This window comes from Vibrio coralliirubri (genome assembly GCF_024347375.1).
GTDB lineage: Bacteria > Pseudomonadota > Gammaproteobacteria > Enterobacterales > Vibrionaceae > Vibrio > Vibrio coralliirubri.
Genome location: NZ_AP025471.1, coordinates 904,604 through 923,175 on the forward strand (window position 1 = coordinate 904,604; position 18,572 = coordinate 923,175).

Consider the following 18,572-nt stretch of genomic DNA (forward strand, 5'->3'; position numbering starts at 1 on the left):
AAATTTTATATTACAATTTTTAACGGTCAACAACGTTGTTCAAAGAAAGAATGATGGTTGTAATTTATAGGTTTTCACCGCGATAATTTCACTCCCCACAAAATCATTCAATTCTTGCATCATATCAATCAGTGGCAGCAGTTCGTTCTTGTGGAATAGCCAATCGACCTTGTTCAAATCGAGTGACGTAATACTCTCGCGTCGAATGCTCATCAACTCGATTGGCACACGGTGAACCGAAAGCACCTCGTTCATGGTCTGATTCTTCACTTCTTTGTAAGAGTCTTTTGCTTCCACTTGACCAATTGGCTTGAGCTCTGGGGCTTTGGTGTCTTTACCTTTGGCATTCACAAACAAGTTTTTGAATGCCATGCCTTCTTGAGCCTGCAACTGCTTCTTGATCGCCTTCTCTTGTTTCTCTGTCATGGTTGGCTCATTCATATACAGCAAGTAACCTGCATGGTTACCGTTACGGTAGTACTGACGACGAAACAAGGTGGCATCATCGTTCAACCAGATAGAGGTCAAAGAGCTAATGTGACTCGGCAAACCATACAGCTCTTGCGCTACATCGTAATCGCCCAAATGGAACACTTGGTCTTTCTTGTAGTCGATGCGCCCATCATCATCGTAAGCTCTAGGCTTATACGTCCAACCTAAGTCTTCACGTCTACGCATATACAAAGCAGGTATGTGTTTGAGCTTAATAGGCTCACCCAACCCTCCATAGCCTCGAATGACCTGTAAGTAGGCATTGCCAAAGGTTAAGTAGTCTTGAATAAAGCGCTTTGCATCTTGGCGTGAAAGCAATCCACTCAGCGCAATGGCATGCATTAACGTATTGCGCTTAAACTCAATCGCACTCGAATGCATCGGGTTCGTGCGCAGTGCCTTGGCTAAGGTATCGAGTGCAATCGGTGGTTCGTATAAACCATCAACCAACGCCACTTCTAAATAGCTCAGAATGTCGCTGTTCATCACGCTCACGGGGTTAGAAAATTCAATCTCTATCACTTGGCCTCTCCAAAATTAGGCTAGAAGAACTCGACACTGGTGTTGGTGTCATTGTTTATATCAATCGGCTCCCAACGCATTACATGCATCGAAGCCCAAGCTAAATCGGCATGAGAGCCAATTTTGCTGCGGTTGGAAACAAAGGTAATTTGGTTACTCACCTTGGTGGTTTGCTGGCGAATCATTAAGAACGAGTGAACGAGATCATCCCATTCCGCTTCAAACTGTAAGCGGCCGCTGTTAATGATTTCTCTCGACTTATAGGCCATCAATCGTTTCACTTCGGGTGAGTAATCCAGCTCGACCAGAGCTGGGTAAAACTTACGAACCAGCTCAGCAGTAGCCGAGCCCACGCCACTGGTGTCCATCGCCATGTACACCACATTGTATTTCTCAGTAATGCCGCGAATGGTGTCAGCCTGTTGCTCATAGCTGGAGCCTTTAAGGCGAACTCGCTCAATAAATCGGAACACGCCGCCTTTACGTCTAGGCTTCAACGCCACCACTAAGCCTGCATCATCCGAGCTTTCACCCGTACCGCCACCTCTTGGGTCATAACCGACTAAAACTTCTGCGTTACCCACAGGCTTTGCTTTCTCGTGGTCCACATCTTTCCAAAGTGAACTGTCTGCCTTACACGCCAGTAGTGCTTTCAGTGAGAAGAATGAAGCGCTGTCGTCCAAAAACTTGCAACGCAATAGATTATCGAAAATCTCTTTAACTGGATATTTGCGCTTGAGCTTATCCATGTTGAAGAAGGTCGCGCCTTTCTTAATCGCATCATCCACAGTGATCATTTGACGGAAGATAAAATCAACACCCAAAGCACCGGCTTTTAGCGCCTTGTGGCTAATATCAATGCCGTGCTCTTTCTTACCTTGCCATTTCGGGTAGGCTTCATGAGCCATGGTGGAAGGGGTTGAAATGTAAGTGGTACGGAACTGCGACTGCATCGACATACCGCCAGCGTAATTATCCAAATCCGCAAAACCGGGGATCCAGAACACCTCATCCCAATACATATGGCCGTTAAAACCTTGAGAGGTCGCTACGTTAGTGGACATAAAACCAAGGTTCGCACCGTTGCTGAGCTCGATGTCGTCCTTACCTTTTAGGTCAACGTCACCAATCTCTAGTGCAAACTTACGAATGTAGTTCTTGAAGATGTAAGACTGCTTTTTCGACGCAGAGATAAACACCTGGTTGTCGCCAGTAAGCACCGCATCTTCAAACGCTTCAAAGGCAAAATAGAACGTAAGACCAATTTGACGCGACTTAAGATAAAAGCGCACTTCATTGATCTCATCGTTTTGCTTATGGCCATGAATGTCCTTTTGGTATTCGAAGAACGTTTTCTCGCGATATTCGTCCAACATCTCTTTGGTGATGTGGGATACATCGTTCTTCGTCTTATTTGGCTTGCGACCACGCTTATTCTCGCCATCACTTCGGCCTGCTGGTCGGTTGCGTCTTTGCTCAGCTTCATCACGTTTAAATTGCTGTTCGAGCAACATCTTGAGCTCACGCTCTTGGCTCTCAAGTTTTTGGTCAACCCACATCAAGTAAGCAATGCGCTGTCTCATCATTAATTCGACGGGCGCGTCATCCCTCAGCGTTTTCCAATCAAACTGAGTTATCCATTTTTGAACCGTGCGAGTGGCCACACTAACCGATTCTGCAATTTCAGCAGGCTTACGTTGGCGTAAAAACAATCCCAAAGCTTTCGTTTGGTCGGCGGTATAGAGCGGTTCGCTAACAACATTATTTTCCATGTTTGCATAGTGCTACAGCGCTTGTGATTACTCAGCTTGAACGATTTCTATATCAAGTATTTAGAACTAGGACAAATACAAAAAGGCGGAGGCATTGGGTAAATTGTAATCATCGAATTTAGGAGAGTTTAGGCATGTTCCAATCAGAGCTAATTTGTATTTTACAGGCAGGAGCAACCATTGATGGTCGAATCATTGAGCAAAAAATCATTGATGAGATTGCAGAAACTTACAACCCAGACGTTTATACAGCTCGAATTAATGCAGACCATTACCCATGGAGTAACAAGTACGGCTCTGTCCTCTCTGTCGAAAAGAAAGAAGACAAGCTATTCGCCGTACTGAAACCAAATTCAATGCTTTTGCGTATGGCTGAGCAAGGGCAGCTTTTACATACCTCATGTGAGTTCTATGAAAAGTTTGCAGATACAGGGAAAGCCTACCTGACCGGATTGGCTCTGACTGATGAGCCAGCATCGTTAGGTACGACGCAGATTCAACTGTCTGCCAACAGCAAAGATAAAGCGTGCGTCCCAACGAGCTTTCAAATCACTCCTGAACAATTATCGCAAAGCACCGAGGAAGAAACCTCGATGTTCCATACATTTAAACGCTGGCTTAAGGGCGAAGGTGAACTTGAGCAGCTCTCACAACAACAGGAAGAAGACGACATGAGTAAAGAACTTGAAGAGCTACTCAAGCAAAGCATTGAGCAAGGCAAAGAAAATCAACAACAACTCAGTCAGTTAAATGAGCAAGTTGAAAAGATCAACACCAATGGTCAGCCGCCCGAGCAACCCGCTGAATCTGAAGATAGTACGGGTGTCACCGAACTAAAAGACCAGGTAGAGACTCTGTCTTCACAGGTAGAAAACCTAACTGGCCAAATTGAAAAGTTCAGTAAGTTAACCGATGAAGAGCAGCGCAAGTTAGCCGGCGAAGGTAATGACGAAGAGCGCTACTTATAGGCTTCGACACGCCCTCAACCCATAACGAATTGAATTAGGTAAGAACATGCAAAAGCAGACCAAAATAAAACTCAGCGCCTACGTGAAAGCCGTGGCAGCGCAAAACGATGTAGATGATGCTACCGAGAAGTTTAACGTGAGCCCGAATGGTACTCAGCGCATTATCGCGGCTATCCGTGAAAGCAGTTGGTTCCTTAACAAAATCAACATCATCTCAGTGAAAAACCAAAAAGGCGAATCCATTGGTCTTGGTGTAACAGGCATGATTGCCAGTCGTACCGATACGTCGGGCTCAGGCAAACGTACACCGAAAGATCACTCAAGCATGGGGGCGATGCCTTACATGTGTGAGCAAACGAACTTTGATACCGCGCTTCGTTACGCAAAACTGGACGCGTGGGCGCACCATAAGAACTTCAATGCCTTGATAAGCAAAACAACCCGAGAGCAGATTGACGCCAATAAAATCACCATTGGTTGGTATGGCGTAAGCGTCGCTAAAACTACCGATGCTAGCACCAACCCGAACGGTGAGGACGTGAACAAAGGCTGGTTCCAAGCCATGCGTGACCATAACGCAGATCGCTTAATTACCACGGGGCAAAAAGCGGATGGTGAAATTCGTATCGGTGAAGGTGGTGACTTCATCAACCTAGACCTAGCCGTGCTTGAAACGAAAAACCTATTGCATGACGCGTGTGAAAATGATTCAAACCTTGTGGCCATCATCGGCTCTGACTTGCTGGCTTATGACAAAGCCAAGTTCTACGAAGCGCACGGCAATACGCCAAGCGAAAAAGGCAAGATTCAAGAGTTGCAAGTCATCGGTACTTATGGCGGTCTGCCTGCTGTGAAAGTACCTGGCTTCCCTTCGACGGGCATCATGGTGACCAGTTACGACAACTTATCCATCTACATTCAAGAAGGTTCAGTTCGCCGCTCTACAGGTAAGAAGAACGATGAAAAAGACCAAATTGAAAACTTTGAGTCGATGAATATGGCTTACGTGATCGAAGAAGTTGGTAAAGCCGCAGCCATTGAATTCAAAAACGTGAAGCTTTGGGTTAACGAGGCTTGGCATTAAGCCAACCATTACAAACTAACACCCCCTCAATGCAGGCTCTATTGCTGTTTCAGGTGCGCTTTGGCGCCAACTGTTATTCGCGATTGTCGGCCTGCATTCCCTAACACTGTAAGGATACATCATGGAATTTGTCGGTGATAAAAACGAGCGCTATGAATCTGAGTTACCAGCCACGGATAAATATCCAGTACTGAAGATTTCAGAGTTTCAGTCTCTGTTACATTTCCAAAGCAATGAAACAGAGGCAGGCATTCTGCATCACGCGAAGATGTCACGCATTAAAGTGCATTCTGAACTTAAAGACACTTTAGTGCCTTTCGCTAGTTTGACGGAGCTATCTCAAGAACGCTTTGGTGATGATGACTCAGCCAAAACACTTTACAAGCAGGCCGTATTCGCACTGACCGCCGCTCAACTGATTAGCATGCAAATGAGTGGTGACGCCACCGCTGAAGCGGCAGACAGACAAGAAGCGCTCACCAGTAAGAAAGAAGAGTGTGAAGTGCAGTCCCGCCAAGCCATAGATATGTTGATTCACGCAGAAGAAACCTACTGCTTTGAGAGGGTGTAATGAAAGCGCTGCAAAGCTTAACTGACCTATTCAAAAGCCATGTAACAGATGCGGCCAAAATGGATATATGGGCGGAGGATGGCGCCTTATTTTGTGGTCAGGGTGCCGATGTCGATGGGTTTGAAATTGAATATACCACCATCGTTTTCTTGCAAAGCGCCAAGTTAGAGCCGCAAGTGTTGTTTATGCATTTAGTCAGCTGGCTCAATAAGTGCGACCCAGAGCGAGCGGAAAAAGGCTTACCCATGCCGACGTTCGCGCTAGAGCCTCTCGATAAAGGTGCGTTTGATCTCAAGTTGAAAATTGATATTCGTGAAGAGTTCAACCTTCAAGAAAACGAACAAGGCAATTGGAAGCAAGGTGATACCCGTTATGAATGTATCAGTGGATTCGAAGCGCGAGCCGATGAAGACCAACTCGGCGAATTGGTCTACTTTGTCGGCCACTTAGATGATTTGCCATGAGTGAATTAACTCTCGCGACGCCTGAGCAACTGACTCAAGTTGTGGAAAGTTTGGTGCTGACGGCCAGTGATAAGTTTGAACTGAACAAACGGATGGCCAACCGCGCAAGACAATTCTTTCGTCAGCAAATTCGATCTCAGCGAGATATAGACAATAACCCGTACCAAAGCCGAACGCGGCGAAAGGCAACCCAACTATGGGATGGCACTCAAGCGCAGAACACCGTGAACAATAAAAACATGTTGCTGGGTTTTGGCAAGGCGTTAAGAACTCACGTTACAGACGATAGCTTTGAGATTGGCCTAAAAGGCGTCGCAGGTCGCATTGGCCAAGAGCACAACCAAGGCGCTCAAGTGTCATTTACGACACGTGTTAATGGTCACTACAACAGTAAAACAGGTCAATGGACAGGTGGCGTGAAAACCAAACGCAATTACCAAATGCCCAAACGAACCTTCATTGGTTGGACGCCTGCTCTAGAGCGAGAGTTACTCGCCATGGCAGCGGAACACTTTGCACTAGAGGATGCAGCGTAATGGATAAACAAAAAGTAGAGAAAACGGCGCTACCCACTTTCAAGATTAAGCCAGCGAAAACAAGTTTGATCGTGAAAGACCCAACAACCCGAGAGTCACTGAAAGCGGCAGGTGAAGATAAACCTCGTAACGCTTACTGGCTACGTCGACTCGCTGAAAAAAGTATCGTGGTCATCGATAAAACAGCCAAGCCCACAGCCAAGAAGGAAACTAAATAATGAGTATTGGTTTTGCTGAAGTACCAAGCACCGCTCGCGTTCCCGGTGTCTACATTGAAATTGATAATAGCCTGGCAAACAGCGCAGAAGACTTGCAAGTTATCTTAGCGATCGGTAATGCGGTCAGTGACGCAACGGTAGCGCCAAACAAGGTCACGCTTTGTATGGATGAGACGATTGCTGCAGCTTCGTTTGGTGCCAATAGCGACATCGTGGAAATGATCACCTATTTCCGTAAGCAAGATAAGACCATGCCTATCTTTGCGGTCAGTGTTGAAGATAGTGATACCGCAAGCGCCTTAGCTGCGTTGGGTGACGTTCAATATCACCACATCATGTGCTCATTGAACGACAACACCACCATTCGTGAGTTAGGGACTTTTCTTGAAGAGCGATATGGCGCATTAGAGCAAGTACCAGGCATCGCGTATCTACCCAAGAAAGGCACACACGCAGAGCTCATCACCTTTGCACCAACAAGCAATTGCGCGTTAATCAACTTTCTGCCCATCAATAACTTGGGTGACTCTGCAGAAGCGCCACTGTCTGACGCGGCAGCGATTGGCGCATGGGTTGGGCAAATCGCCCCGTCATTGGCCATCGATCCTTGCAGACCCCTGCAAACGCTCAAGTTAAACGGTGTTTACTCATTGGCAGCACAAGAATGGGACTGGGCTGAACGTAACCTCTTTTTGTATGAAGGGTTGAGTACGTACACGGTGAACTCAGCGAATGAAGTGTTAGTCGAGCGCGCCGTTACCGCTTACACAGAAAACGCAGCTGGCGTAACGGACAACAGTTACCTTGATGTCATGACACCGGCAACCGCCATGTATTTTCGTCAGAAACAGCGTTCATTGATCTTAAGTGTCTACCCTCGCCACAAGGTAGCGAAAGACGGAACCAAGTTCGCCAAAGGTCAGCCGATCGTGACGCCGACCATGTTCAAAGCCAAGCTGTTGACCTTGTATCGAGATTTGGAATACCAAGGCATCGTGCAAGATTTCGATGGCTACAAAAAGTCGCTCATTGTCGAGCTCGATGAAACCAACAAGCAGCGCGTCAACTACCAAGATTCACCGCAGTTCGTGAACGGTTTGATTATCGTTGCAGGCAAAATTCAATTTAGGAAGTAAGTCATGGGAACAAAAATTACTAGCCGAGCTGTCCTTAACGCGGGTTCATTGGGACGCCTTCCCATCAAAGAAGGGGCGGAATATGGCCTCGGCAACATGAAGCGCGAGACGATAATGGGTGACGACGGTCCTTTGGGTTTCTCTGAGCAATTCTCGGATGCGCCTTTTATCAAATGCACCATCATTCACGCTCAAGACACCGATGAAAAAGCCATTGCTGATTTTGTGGGTGAAGACATCACTTTAGAAACGAACACAAACCGCGCTTACACCTTGAAGGGCGCATGGACAGTCGACCCGCTTACGGTTGCGATAAAAGATGGTCAGCTTGAAGTGCTCTTCAACGGTGACGAACTCATCCCGCAGTAAGGAGAAAGACCATGTTATCCATACTGATGAAACGAGAGGCTCAGAAGGCAAAGCCAGAACAGGTTGAAACCTTTAAAGCTATCGACAGTGTTGACGTAATGAACGAGTCAACAGTAGGCCAAGCCGTTCGCACCGCTTTTGCTGATAAGTCCTGGGAAGAAACGCAACTTGTGTTTAAACAAGACCAAAGCTACTTGCGCACCTTGTCTGGTTCGAAAGAGAAAGATCCGTACAAACAAGAGCTCATTAACAAGTACCGACCATTGGTTGAAAAACTATTGGACACTCACAAAGGCGACTACGGCAACCTCGATGTGATGTGGTGCTTTTATATGTGGCACTTTGACCTTGGCCAGTTTGAAGAGATCCACGATGACTTTCGAGCGGCCATCGATGGCGGATTAGAAACACCGGCTAATTTCAAAGTGAATGGTCAAACTGGCTTCTGTGATTACGTATTTAAGTACACGCACAAAGCGCACACCGAAAAGAAAGAGTACAAGCGCGAATACCTGCTTAAAGCCGTAAATGATTTACTGGCGGGTGAGCTTGCTACTAACGCTCCACTTAAAGTGAAAATGTTCCGCCTTGTCGGTGACTGGCACTTTGAAGCAGGCGACAAAGAAAAGGCGCACAACCTGTTTGAGATAGTGATGAAGCTAGATCCAAACAAAGGCGGCGTAAAGAAGAAACTTGAAGCATTACAAAAGGAGCTTGGCTATGACCAACCCCATTAAAGACGAGTCACAAGTCAAGGTCGCGGAACTGGCCTCGCCTATTGAAAAAGACGGCAAAGCGCTTACGCATATTGATATCAGCAAGCCACACTCTGGGCATTTGCGCGGGTTGAGCTTGATAGATGTGTGCGGAATGAAGTTTGAAGCAGGACAAACGCTATTGCCTCGAATCTCTTGCTTGAATGAGCGTGACATTATCAACATGCCTCCAGAGAACTGGGCGCCTTTGCTCACGACGCTTGCCTCTTTTTTCGTCGCGACGGAATAGTAATAGATCGAGTTGAAGACTATTACGCAGATATCGCCCTTGTGTTCCATTGGCCGCCAAGCGAAATAGACAAACTCAGCTACGACGATCTATTACTGTTTCGAGAGCTTGCCCGAGAGAGGCACGAACAAACACCACAAGAGAGCGAATAAGCTCTCTTTTTTGTATCAACAAAAGGCTATCCAGAATGAAAATGAAACTGTCTGTTCTCATGGATATGAAAGATAAAACTTCAGCCGTTCTCAAAGGGATGAGTGGCGAGAGCGATTATTACGCCAAATCTATCAAAAAGGTACAGAAGACACAGGCTGATGACTCTGCAGCAATGGGGATGATTGATTCTTTAAAAACGTCACGAAAAGCAATGGACAAGAACGCCATTGCGGTTGCTGCGGTCAGCGAGAAGCTTGAGGAGTTAAAAGTAAAAGCGGCAGGCGTTGAATCACCAAGTGCGGCTCTAACGGAGAAAATCACAAAGCAGCAAGCTAAGCTGAACAAACTGAACACTGAGCAAGAAGGTTACAAGTCCCATTTAGAAAAGCTCGATACCCAGTTAAAAAAGACAGGAGTAAATACAGGGAATCTTGATGATGAGTACGACCGACTGAATCGAAGTTACAAGAAGCATGGTAAGGAAATTGGCAGGCTTAGTAAGCGTTATACCACCCTACAAAGAGTCATGAGCCCGATTCAAAAGCTGAGCCGTTCCATCAAGTTTCCCAAGGTCGGCGCTGCAGCGGCAGGAAAAGGCGCCGCGCTGTTAAGTGGTTTGAGCTTTGCCGGGTTAGTGACACAAGTGAATGGTGCGGCAGGTGAAATGGACAACCTGGCAAAGACATCGGCGACCCTAACCCTACCCATTCAAGAACTCCAAGCCATGCAGTCCCAAGCTGAACATGCGGGGGTAAGCTCTGATGCCCTGTCTAACTCTATGCTTCGCTTTACCAAGCGGCTTGGCGTGCTGCAAAAAACGGGGGCTGGTGCGTTAGGCTCTTACCTCAAGAAGAGTGAGAACGCGCTGCATAAAGATTTACAAGGCGCGAAAGACACTAAGCAGGCTTATGAAATGCTCCTTGAAGAGTTTTCTCAGCTTGAAACGCCGCAAGAGCAAATGGCCTTTGCGGACGCGGCCTTTGGACAAGACGGTCGTAAAATGCTGATCATGTTGCGTGAAGGCACCGAAGGATTAACGGCAGCACGAAAAGAACTCATTGCATTGGGTGGCGGTGCGACTGCAGAAGATGCGGCGAAAGCGGAAGCCTACAACGATGCTCTGCAAAAAATCGAAGAAAGCGTTCGCTCTATGAAATTTGCAGCACTTGCACCCATCATGGAAAAAGCGACCAAAGCATTCACGCAGTTTTCTGAGAAATTTAAGAACGCAGCCTGGCGAACCGATTTTATCGAAAAGCTTATTCAAACCGTAGACGGCCTTTATCAAGGTTTTGAACTGCTAGGTAAAGGGCTTATTTGGTTAGCGCAAAACTTTAAAGGGATTCTGGCGACGGTCGCCATTCTCAAAGTGACTCTGATTGCTTTAAATGCAGCGGTTCTGGCAAACCCAATCGGGCTTATGGTGGCCGCGGTTGCCGCTGCAGTAATCGCGATCACTTATTTAATCGATAAGTTCATTGGCTTAGACAAAGTCATTAAATGGATTGGTGACGGCATTGGCTGGTTATGGGATAAATTCAAAGCCCTAATCAACAAGCTGCCGGATGCGCTCATCCCCGATGGGTGGAAAATTCAAACTGATGAAGCTGGCCAAGAAGTCGATAACTTAGCCGCTAAACTCAAGCGTATTGAAGATAAGAGCGCGACGCTTGGCATTACGACCAATGAAACCCAAAATCGAACTGAGCGAACCCAAACCGAGCAGGGATACCACGCTTATCAAACCGGAGGGATTCAGCCAATTAAAGGGCACACAGCGTATAGTCCACTAGGTAATCAAAGCATCAAAAGTAAATCTGAAGTGTCATTGACCATCAAATCTGAAAAGCCAGTCGCGATTGATAAAGCGAAGGCAGAAAAAGGCACCGACTTAAATTTGGATGTGGGGAATATGGCGACAAGCTTCTGATTTAACGAGTTTGCCAAAGAAGTACTAAGAAAGACTTATTAATTGTTAACTGGCTCGACCCTGCAAGCAACAGTAATTGTAGCTATGACAAGCATTGTTAAAAATGAAGCTTAACTTATTAAAGGAGTAGACAAATAGACATGGTTGCTAACCCACCAGAACTGGACCCATTTTTTCGCTTCATTCGAGTGGCTATCATCAAGGCTCTTGGAAGTAAAGAGTACGCTTGTTTGCCAAATGAGAGCCTTGAGCAATATATCTCAATAGTAAACCCCAATATCCCCCCTTTGCTTTATGACTTCTTTGTAAAGTTCGACTATTTATACGTACTCCGTAAGTCTAATTCCACACTAAAGGATGAAGAATCAGAAGTGTTGCTTTCAGCTCAAGATCTGATTTATGAAGTACAACTTACTATCATGTAAACTTTGACTGTGAACGATGACAAGTTAACGATTAGTACAATAGTAACTCAATCAACTCGGCTTCATCTAGGAAGAGCTGCCTTTTCTCTTGTGCTTTCTGCTCTACTTATCCATTGCAGAGCTCTACTTAGGTGCTCCAATAGCTCAACTAACATCCCTGTTTTTAAAGAAGATTCTGCTACTTCAATTCGTGTTTCTATCGTAGTTATCAGGTCTCGAACAGTATTGAATTCAGATGATAAATAATCATAAATACTGTTGCTCTTATACCTAGCCTCCATAAACTGTCCAAATACAATAGTATCTTCAATATTCCAGTTATTGATAATTCCATCTACTACTAGGCCTATGTCGAAATCATTTAAAAATGGTTTGAAGTCATAGCTTTTGTATATTGTATAACTTGCTTGATTCCAGGAAAGTATAAAACTCTCCTGTAAAGCTGAAGATTTTTCTTTATTAGTTTTGTTGGCTACTTTGGGGAGCAGTTCTTTTCTTAGTAAGTCAACATCTTCATTATACATATCCCCGATAAATTCTCTTTCGATGCTATGGAGGCTAGGAGCAAAAAAATCATCTTTAGATGATTCATGTTTGGCTTTGCTGAACGCCTCTTTTATATCTCCCGATGTATATTTATTCTTTAAGAGATGGAGGTATGAGTCTAAAGCTTTAATCCACTTGATAAATGGTTTCGATTTGCCTTTGTAGATAAAATCCTTTGTTTTCTCAATAGCGGCATTAAAATCGGATTCATTCATTCCTGTAAGGTTTAAGCTAACCACTCTATCTATAGGACTTGATATTAGAGGTAAGTTGAACTCTTCAACAATATTTTGGGGTAACTTGGTTAAGCCAAGGCAATAATTAATAAATGAACCATTTATACGACTAATTGAGGAGCGAAGTGGCTTTGTTGCGTAATTCAATGGAACTAAATCAAGAACCTACGATCTGATCAGCTACCTCCACTCTATCTCGTAGTGGCTTTGTTGCGTAATTCAATGGAACTAAATCAAGAACCTACGATCTGATCAGCTACCTCCACTCTATCTCGTAGTCCTATGCCTAAGCCTCGTTATAAAACAACCAACTGGAAGCAATACAACCGATCACTCATTAACCGTGGTTCTCTGACTTTTTGGATTGATGAAGAAGCAATAAGCGGATGGGCGCAAAGCAAACAGAATAAGCGCGGTAGGCCGCGTCGGTTCAGTGATTTAGCTATCACGACAGCACTCATGGTCAAACGAGTTTTTTCTATGCCATTGAGAGCGCTGCAAGGATTTATCGACTCGATATTTAGGTTAGCCCATGTACCGTTAAGTTGTCCGCATTACACCTGCATCAGTCGTAGAGCCAAGCAAGTTGAGGTTTCATTTAAGACTAAAACGAGAGGAGCGATACAGCACCTAGCCATTGATGCTACTGGCCTTAAGGTTTATGGCGAAGGTGAATGGAAAGTCAAAAAACATGGGACGGATGGCAAGCGTAGAGTCTGGCGAAAGCTGCATATTGCAGTCGATACCAACACTCATGAGATCATTGCCGCCGAGCTAAGTTTATCGACGGTTACAGATGGAGAAGTACTCCCGAACTTACTGAAACAAACACGCCGAAGTATCCTTGAGGTGTCTGGTGATGGCGCTTACGACACGAGAGCGTGTCACGCTGCTATTAAGATTAAGGGAGCTATTGCGCTTATTCCCCCAAGAGAAGGGGCTGCCTTCTGGGAGCGTGGTCACCCTCGAAATTTCGCCGTGGGTTGCCAGAAATTATACGACTCAAATAAGTATTGGAAAGAGCGGTATGGATACCACAAACGTTCACTCTCAGAAACAGCGATGTATCGAGTTAAACAGTTGCTAGGAGGGAAACTGAGCTTAAGAAATTACAATGCCCAGGTGGGTGAAACTTACGCGATGATAAAAGCGTTGAACAAGCTTACTGGGTTAGGTATGCCTGAAACTTGTCGTATTGACTAAGAAACAAGCGAAACGGGTTGGCTCTATCTCTAAATTTAATTACGCAACAAAGCCTCTCGTAGTCCTATGCCTAAGCCTCGTTATAAAACAACCAACTGGAAGCAATACAACCGATCACTCATTAACCGTGGTTCTCTGACTTTTTGGATTGATGAAGAAGCAATAAGCGGATGGGCGCAAAGCAAACAGAATAAGCGCGGTAGGCCGCGTCGGTTCAGTGATTTAGCTATCACGACAGCACTCATGGTCAAACGAGTTTTTTCTATGCCATTGAGAGCGCTGCAAGGATTTATCGACTCGATATTTAGGTTAGCCCATGTACCGTTAAGTTGTCCGCATTACACCTGCATCAGTCGTAGAGCCAAGCAAGTTGAGGTTTCATTTAAGACTAAAACGAGAGGAGCGATACAGCACCTAGCCATTGATGCTACTGGCCTTAAGGTTTATGGCGAAGGTGAATGGAAAGTCAAAAAACATGGGACGGATGGCAAGCGTAGAGTCTGGCGAAAGCTGCATATTGCAGTCGATACCAACACTCATGAGATCATTGCCGCCGAGCTAAGTTTATCGACGGTTACAGATGGAGAAGTACTCCCGAACTTACTGAAACAAACACGCCGAAGTATCCTTGAGGTGTCTGGTGATGGCGCTTACGACACGAGAGCGTGTCACGCTGCTATTAAGATTAAGGGAGCTATTGCGCTTATTCCCCCAAGAGAAGGGGCTGCCTTCTGGGAGCGTGGTCACCCTCGAAATTTCGCCGTGGGTTGCCAGAAATTATACGACTCAAATAAGTATTGGAAAGAGCGGTATGGATACCACAAACGTTCACTCTCAGAAACAGCGATGTATCGAGTTAAACAGTTGCTAGGAGGGAAACTGAGCTTAAGAAATTACAATGCCCAGGTGGGTGAAACTTACGCGATGATAAAAGCGTTGAACAAGCTTACTGGGTTAGGTATGCCTGAAACTTGTCGTATTGACTAAGAAACAAGCGAAACGGGTTGGCTCTATCTCTAAATTTAATTACGCAACAAAGCCGAGCGAAGTATTCTCTCTAGTGTCTTTTGCCTCTCATCTTCACTACTTTCAGTTTCATCTTGCATTTTGTTATTAGCTCTTTGAGCAACGATTTTTTCATAAAGTCGAGTCGAATTTTCCATATATCCACATAACTCAGTTGCGGAAAAGCCACACTCGTAGTGAGCATGGCAAATGCGAGCTACCTTATCAATGAGCATTTTTTTAGCAGTTACTTGGTCTACTTCGGGTTTATTTTCGATCAATGAAATCAGACATGCATATCTTTGTAATATACGCTGAATAACTCTGTAGTTTGTTAGCTTAAGTTCTTCAGAGACTAACTTAAGGTGCTGTTTTGTAGAGGTACAAAGCAAATTTGGATACTTATTTTCTACGAATCTGATTAAGTCTTTTGGTGAAGGGGTAACATAGAGTTTATCCATGAATGTCTTTTCGAATAAAGGCTTATCTCGAATATGCTCTTCATTGGCGATAACAATAACCCAAACATTAGTATTGTTCTCTGCGAAGTTAAGACACTCTCCAAGAACTTCAGAAATGAGGTCGTCGCTAGAGGCTCTTTCTAGATCATCAACAATTATGGCTATGTTGTTAATTTTTGATATCAGCTTATGTTTGGATGATTGAGTTAGAGTATTCATTACACCTAATGCAGTGCCGTTATCACCAAGAGCGGCTGTTGTTACCCCTGTTAGATTTTTAACTGGAGAACTCCATTTCAACACTCGAGACCAATTGATTTCGCAACCAGATATCACTCGATCTCTAAAGTCGTTTAAGTCTGATAAACCGTATAAAGAAACATAATGAGATCTCATTTTGAGAGCATTCAGTTCTGGAATGAGTTCAGTTTTCGCTATATGGGTTTTACCACTCCCCCAAGGTCCTGAAAGTAGCACTATTGATGGGAAACTTTTATCTATCAGCCGTTCAACTATTTGTTGACCTATTGTTTTCTTGTCCATTAAAAATCCAACACAATTTATATTATTTGTATAATACTCAAATGCTCATAGGTCGTTCAATTTATTTAACCAATAGTAACTATAATCAATTTCACGCCTACTTATCCCTCAGAGCTAATCCGTTTTTCTTGTTGGTGTTGCGAATATCACAACTAGGGAATGTACCATTGATATGGTTTGTCACCGCTTGATCCCTTTCTTGTTAGCTCACCATAAGTGCTTAAAATAATTGGGAGTACCGAAAGCCTTATCTTGCTAGCTAACTGCTCTACTTCGTTTATACTAGGCACAACTTATCTATAGGCTGTGATTTCAAAAAACTCATTGGTACACCTATAGTACACCTCATCCGATTGGAACCCTTACATCACATGGCTCTCAAACCCACAATCTACAAGTTTCGTATCTCTTTAACCGATATGAATCGCGACTATTACGACTCTTTTAATCTAACGGTTGCACAACACCCTTCTGAAACAGAACAGCGAATGATGGCACGTATCATGGCTTTCTGTATCAATGCATCTCCTGAACTTGAGTTCACTAAAGGGTTGTCTAGCATTGAAGAACCCGATTTATGGCAGAAGTCGTTAGACGAGCAAATCCTAGAATGGGTTGATGTAGGCGAACCTGATCCAGAGCGTGTTAAGAAGGCAACTCGCCTATCTAAATCAGTGCGCGTATTCAGCTTCAACACTAAATCAAACGTTTGGTGGGAGCAGAACAAAGGTAAATTCGGTTACCTAAAAGCTCAGATCGTTCGTCTAGACAACGATGGTATTGAGCAGCTAGCAGCGATGACACAACGTACGATGGATCTTTCAGTCATGCTGTCGGGTAACTCTGCTTTCGTAAACAGCGATACTCAATCTGCAGAAGTAACTTGGGAAGAGCTACAGAGTAATGACTGAGCGTCCAACCCCGAACAGTTCGCAAACAGAAGCTAGCCTGCAAGAAGAAGCCAAGCAGCAAGCCGACGCGCAGCAAGAAATCAAAGCCAAACAACAAGCTAGAACCAAGCTTCACCAGTGTTTAAAAGAAGCAGGTTTAGATTCAGTCAAAGCGCTCTCGACAGGCTACGAGAAAGAGCTGTCGTCATTTATTGATGAAAACCACGCTCTGTTCAAACACGCTTGCGAGAACAAGCCGGACAATTCTGCACGCCAGACGTTGCTTGGCCTGTTAACCAAGGTACATATCGATGCAAGCTATCGCTTTGAAAGCAATAAAGAAGCCAATGAGGCGATGCAAAATGTATTCGATAATACAGTGGGCACTGAACACAGCGACAAGTTTCAAAACTCTAACGCTCAACAGTTAAAACTAGTCACGCACTTGTGGTTGTTCATTCAAGGACGACTAGGAATGGATTACAGCCTAGCCAATGATCACGCAGCTGTAGCCGCTACGCTACTGTCTCGCATATCGAGAAGCAGTAATGATGAGATTCGCGTAGAGTTCATGGCCAGTTTTTACGATGGTTTGAACATCTATCAAGCTGAGAACAAGCCATCCGGTATTGTTCACCACTTAAAGCGTTTGTTTAACCTTTCTTAAGCACCCCACCAGCGACTGACTATAGTTAAGCTCTATGTTTTAATAGAGCGTACTTGTTCTGCTTGGCCGCAACAGATTCCCTATTACGTTCGTTCCTCACTTTAGCGAATGACTGACTCGTGTTACTGAGATTCAACGTTTCAGTTTGCCTAGACAGAAACAGAAACTGCTATAGGTGAAATACTATTGAGCGAATTCCCCCACACTCGCCGTCATCCTCGAGAAGGAGGCACGACTGAGTCGAGGATCTCCCGCCGACCAAACTAATAAACGCCTAATCAAAACAGATTCCCTATTACGTTTGTTCCTCGCTTTAGGGAATGACAAAAGTTAAGGAGTCGCTCATTCTGCAAGATCAGCAGCGTTTTCTTCTAAAAGGCTGGAGATAGAATACACACTGAACCCTCACCCTCGTATTTTACCTCACTCGCCGTCATCCTCGAGAAGGAGGAACGACTGAGTCGGGGATCTCATACCAAGTCAGAAACTACACAGATAAACAGACTCCCTACTCGCTCATTCTTCACTCTAGGGAATGACGACATTCGTAGTCATTACAATTAACTTCATTACAGGCGTAAAAAAGCCCCGCAGAAAGCGAGGCTTAGAATATATTTCAACGAACATCAATTTACAGAGGCTAAATCTCGTTGATCCAATAACGAAACGTATTAACGCAGGCCGTGTAAGAATTCGTGACGAGTCGCTGGGTTAGATTTGAAGATACCGCCCAGAGCTGTGGTTGTCGTTTCACTGGTTGCATCCATTACACCGCGAGATTTCACGCAATAGTGAACCGCGTCCATGGTTACAGCAACGTCATCAGTTTCGAGTAGAGTTTGCAATGCAACAAGGATCTGCTGAGTCATACGCTCTTGAACTTGTGGGCGCTGAGCAAAGAATCGAACAATACGGTTAATCTTTGAAAGGCCGATGATTTTCCCACGAGGGATATAAGCGACCGCAGTCTTACCATCGATCGTCACTAAGTGGTGCTCACACGTACTGGTCACGGTAATGTCTTTTACTCGTACCATCTCACGAACGCCCATCTTGTTTTCGATTACAGTAATTTTAGGGAAATTAGCGTAATCCAAACCAGAGAAAATTTCATCCACGTACATTTTAGCAATACGTTGCGGTGTTTCTTCCAGACTATCGTCCGTAAGATCAAGTTCAAGGAGAGTTAGAATCTCACGCATATGGTGCTCGATTCGTTCCTTTTTCTCTTCTCGGCTAACCTGGTTAGGACTCATTGGCGTCTCTAACCCGCGGCTTGCTAGCGCATCTTTAACCAACTTCGCTGATTCGCTAAGACCTGACATTGAACTTCCTCTTTTATTACCCCTTCTGGATGGCAAACAAGGATACTCGGA

At 44.8% G+C, this 18,572-nt stretch carries 22 protein-coding genes; 17 read left to right on the forward strand and 5 right to left on the reverse strand.

Annotated features, from left to right (window positions below; genetic code table 11):
• Nucleotides 1–39: 39 nt before the first annotated feature.
• Nucleotides 40–1,014, reverse strand: coding sequence for a phage portal protein (locus tag OCV20_RS20670; protein ID WP_261881511.1), 975 nt, complete (start codon nt 1,012–1,014; stop codon nt 40–42).
• Nucleotides 1,015–1,034: 20 nt separating this feature from the next.
• Complete coding sequence (locus OCV20_RS20675; protein ID WP_261881512.1) at nt 1,035–2,786, reverse strand: terminase large subunit domain-containing protein; 1,752 nt, start codon at nt 2,784–2,786, stop codon at nt 1,035–1,037.
• Between the two features lie 134 nt (nt 2,787–2,920).
• Here OCV20_RS20675 and OCV20_RS20680 point away from each other — a divergent pair, with 134 nt between their 5' ends.
• The 13 genes from OCV20_RS20680 (at nt 2,921) to OCV20_RS20740 (ending at nt 11,645) form a co-directional block, all read left to right on the forward strand.
• Nucleotides 2,921–3,754 (forward strand): GPO family capsid scaffolding protein, encoded by an 834-nt coding sequence (locus OCV20_RS20680; RefSeq protein WP_261881513.1) that lies wholly within the window; start codon nt 2,921–2,923, stop codon nt 3,752–3,754.
• Nucleotides 3,755–3,800: 46 nt separating this feature from the next.
• Complete coding sequence (locus OCV20_RS20685) at nt 3,801–4,838, forward strand: phage major capsid protein, P2 family (protein WP_261881514.1); 1,038 nt, start codon at nt 3,801–3,803, stop codon at nt 4,836–4,838.
• 121 nt (nt 4,839–4,959) lie between these two features.
• Nucleotides 4,960–5,409: a head completion/stabilization protein gene (locus OCV20_RS20690; RefSeq protein ID WP_261881515.1), complete on the forward strand. Its 450-nt coding sequence runs from the start codon at nt 4,960–4,962 to the stop codon at nt 5,407–5,409.
• Nucleotides 5,409–5,873 (forward strand): phage tail protein, encoded by a 465-nt coding sequence (locus OCV20_RS20695; protein ID WP_261881516.1) that lies wholly within the window; start codon nt 5,409–5,411, stop codon nt 5,871–5,873. The genes OCV20_RS20690 and OCV20_RS20695 overlap by 1 nt, the downstream gene beginning before the upstream one ends.
• Nucleotides 5,870–6,409 carry a phage virion morphogenesis family protein gene (locus OCV20_RS20700; protein WP_261881517.1) on the forward strand — a complete coding sequence of 180 codons (540 nt, stop codon included), beginning with the start codon at nt 5,870–5,872 and terminating at the stop codon, nt 6,407–6,409. The genes OCV20_RS20695 and OCV20_RS20700 overlap by 4 nt, the downstream gene beginning before the upstream one ends.
• Complete coding sequence (locus OCV20_RS20705) at nt 6,409–6,627, forward strand: DUF2635 domain-containing protein (RefSeq protein ID WP_261881518.1); 219 nt, start codon at nt 6,409–6,411, stop codon at nt 6,625–6,627. The genes OCV20_RS20700 and OCV20_RS20705 overlap by 1 nt, the downstream gene beginning before the upstream one ends.
• On the forward strand, nt 6,627–7,763 hold the full coding sequence (locus OCV20_RS20710; RefSeq protein ID WP_261881519.1) for a phage tail sheath subtilisin-like domain-containing protein: 1,137 nt from the start codon (nt 6,627–6,629) through the stop codon (nt 7,761–7,763). Before OCV20_RS20705 ends, OCV20_RS20710 begins: the two co-directional genes overlap by 1 nt.
• Before the next feature lie 3 nt (nt 7,764–7,766).
• Nucleotides 7,767–8,132 (forward strand): phage tail tube protein, encoded by a 366-nt coding sequence (locus OCV20_RS20715; RefSeq protein ID WP_061016063.1) that lies wholly within the window; start codon nt 7,767–7,769, stop codon nt 8,130–8,132.
• Nucleotides 8,133–8,143: 11 nt separating this feature from the next.
• Nucleotides 8,144–8,869, forward strand: coding sequence for a phage terminase small subunit (gpM, locus tag OCV20_RS20720; protein ID WP_261881520.1), 726 nt, complete (start codon nt 8,144–8,146; stop codon nt 8,867–8,869).
• A complete protein-coding gene (locus OCV20_RS20725; RefSeq protein WP_004737238.1) occupies nt 8,853–9,137 on the forward strand; it encodes a phage tail assembly protein in 285 nt (94 codons plus the stop codon). The genes gpM and OCV20_RS20725 overlap by 17 nt, the downstream gene beginning before the upstream one ends.
• 41 nt (nt 9,138–9,178) lie before the next feature.
• On the forward strand, nt 9,179–9,289 hold the full coding sequence (locus OCV20_RS20730) for a GpE family phage tail protein (RefSeq protein WP_016785386.1): 111 nt from the start codon (nt 9,179–9,181) through the stop codon (nt 9,287–9,289).
• 35 nt (nt 9,290–9,324) lie between these two features.
• Nucleotides 9,325–11,220, forward strand: a complete 1,896-nt coding sequence (locus OCV20_RS20735) for a phage tail tape measure protein (RefSeq protein ID WP_261881521.1) — start codon at nt 9,325–9,327, stop codon at nt 11,218–11,220.
• A 140-nt stretch (nt 11,221–11,360) separates the two neighbouring features.
• Nucleotides 11,361–11,645: a hypothetical protein gene (locus OCV20_RS20740; RefSeq protein WP_261881522.1), complete on the forward strand. Its 285-nt coding sequence runs from the start codon at nt 11,361–11,363 to the stop codon at nt 11,643–11,645.
• Between the two features lie 62 nt (nt 11,646–11,707).
• On the opposite strand, the gene OCV20_RS20745 is transcribed toward OCV20_RS20740, so the two are convergent.
• A complete protein-coding gene (locus tag OCV20_RS20745; RefSeq protein ID WP_261881523.1) occupies nt 11,708–12,574 on the reverse strand; it encodes a hypothetical protein in 867 nt (288 codons plus the stop codon).
• A 135-nt stretch (nt 12,575–12,709) separates the two neighbouring features.
• On the opposite strand from OCV20_RS20745, the gene OCV20_RS20750 reads away from it, so the two are divergent.
• Nucleotides 12,710–13,630 (forward strand): IS5 family transposase, encoded by a 921-nt coding sequence (locus OCV20_RS20750; protein ID WP_086773621.1) that lies wholly within the window; start codon nt 12,710–12,712, stop codon nt 13,628–13,630.
• 66 nt (nt 13,631–13,696) lie between these two features.
• A complete protein-coding gene (locus OCV20_RS20755; protein ID WP_086773621.1) occupies nt 13,697–14,617 on the forward strand; it encodes an IS5 family transposase in 921 nt (306 codons plus the stop codon).
• 35 nt (nt 14,618–14,652) lie between these two features.
• Here the strand turns inward: OCV20_RS20755 and OCV20_RS20760 are convergent, their stop codons facing one another.
• Nucleotides 14,653–15,639 (reverse strand): KAP family NTPase, encoded by a 987-nt coding sequence (locus OCV20_RS20760; protein ID WP_261881524.1) that lies wholly within the window; start codon nt 15,637–15,639, stop codon nt 14,653–14,655.
• Between the two features lie 371 nt (nt 15,640–16,010).
• Between OCV20_RS20760 and OCV20_RS20765 the strand changes: the two genes are divergently transcribed.
• Both OCV20_RS20765 and OCV20_RS20770 read left to right on the forward strand, forming a co-directional pair.
• Complete coding sequence (locus OCV20_RS20765) at nt 16,011–16,550, forward strand: YaeQ family protein (protein ID WP_086774793.1); 540 nt, start codon at nt 16,011–16,013, stop codon at nt 16,548–16,550.
• Nucleotides 16,543–17,196, forward strand: coding sequence for a hypothetical protein (locus OCV20_RS20770; RefSeq protein ID WP_238382828.1), 654 nt, complete (start codon nt 16,543–16,545; stop codon nt 17,194–17,196). Before OCV20_RS20765 ends, OCV20_RS20770 begins: the two co-directional genes overlap by 8 nt.
• 671 nt (nt 17,197–17,867) lie before the next feature.
• On the opposite strand, the gene folE is transcribed toward OCV20_RS20770, so the two are convergent.
• Nucleotides 17,868–18,521 carry a GTP cyclohydrolase I FolE gene (gene folE / locus OCV20_RS20775; protein ID WP_086774792.1) on the reverse strand — a complete coding sequence of 218 codons (654 nt, stop codon included), beginning with the start codon at nt 18,519–18,521 and terminating at the stop codon, nt 17,868–17,870.
• Nucleotides 18,522–18,572 lie beyond the last annotated feature (51 nt).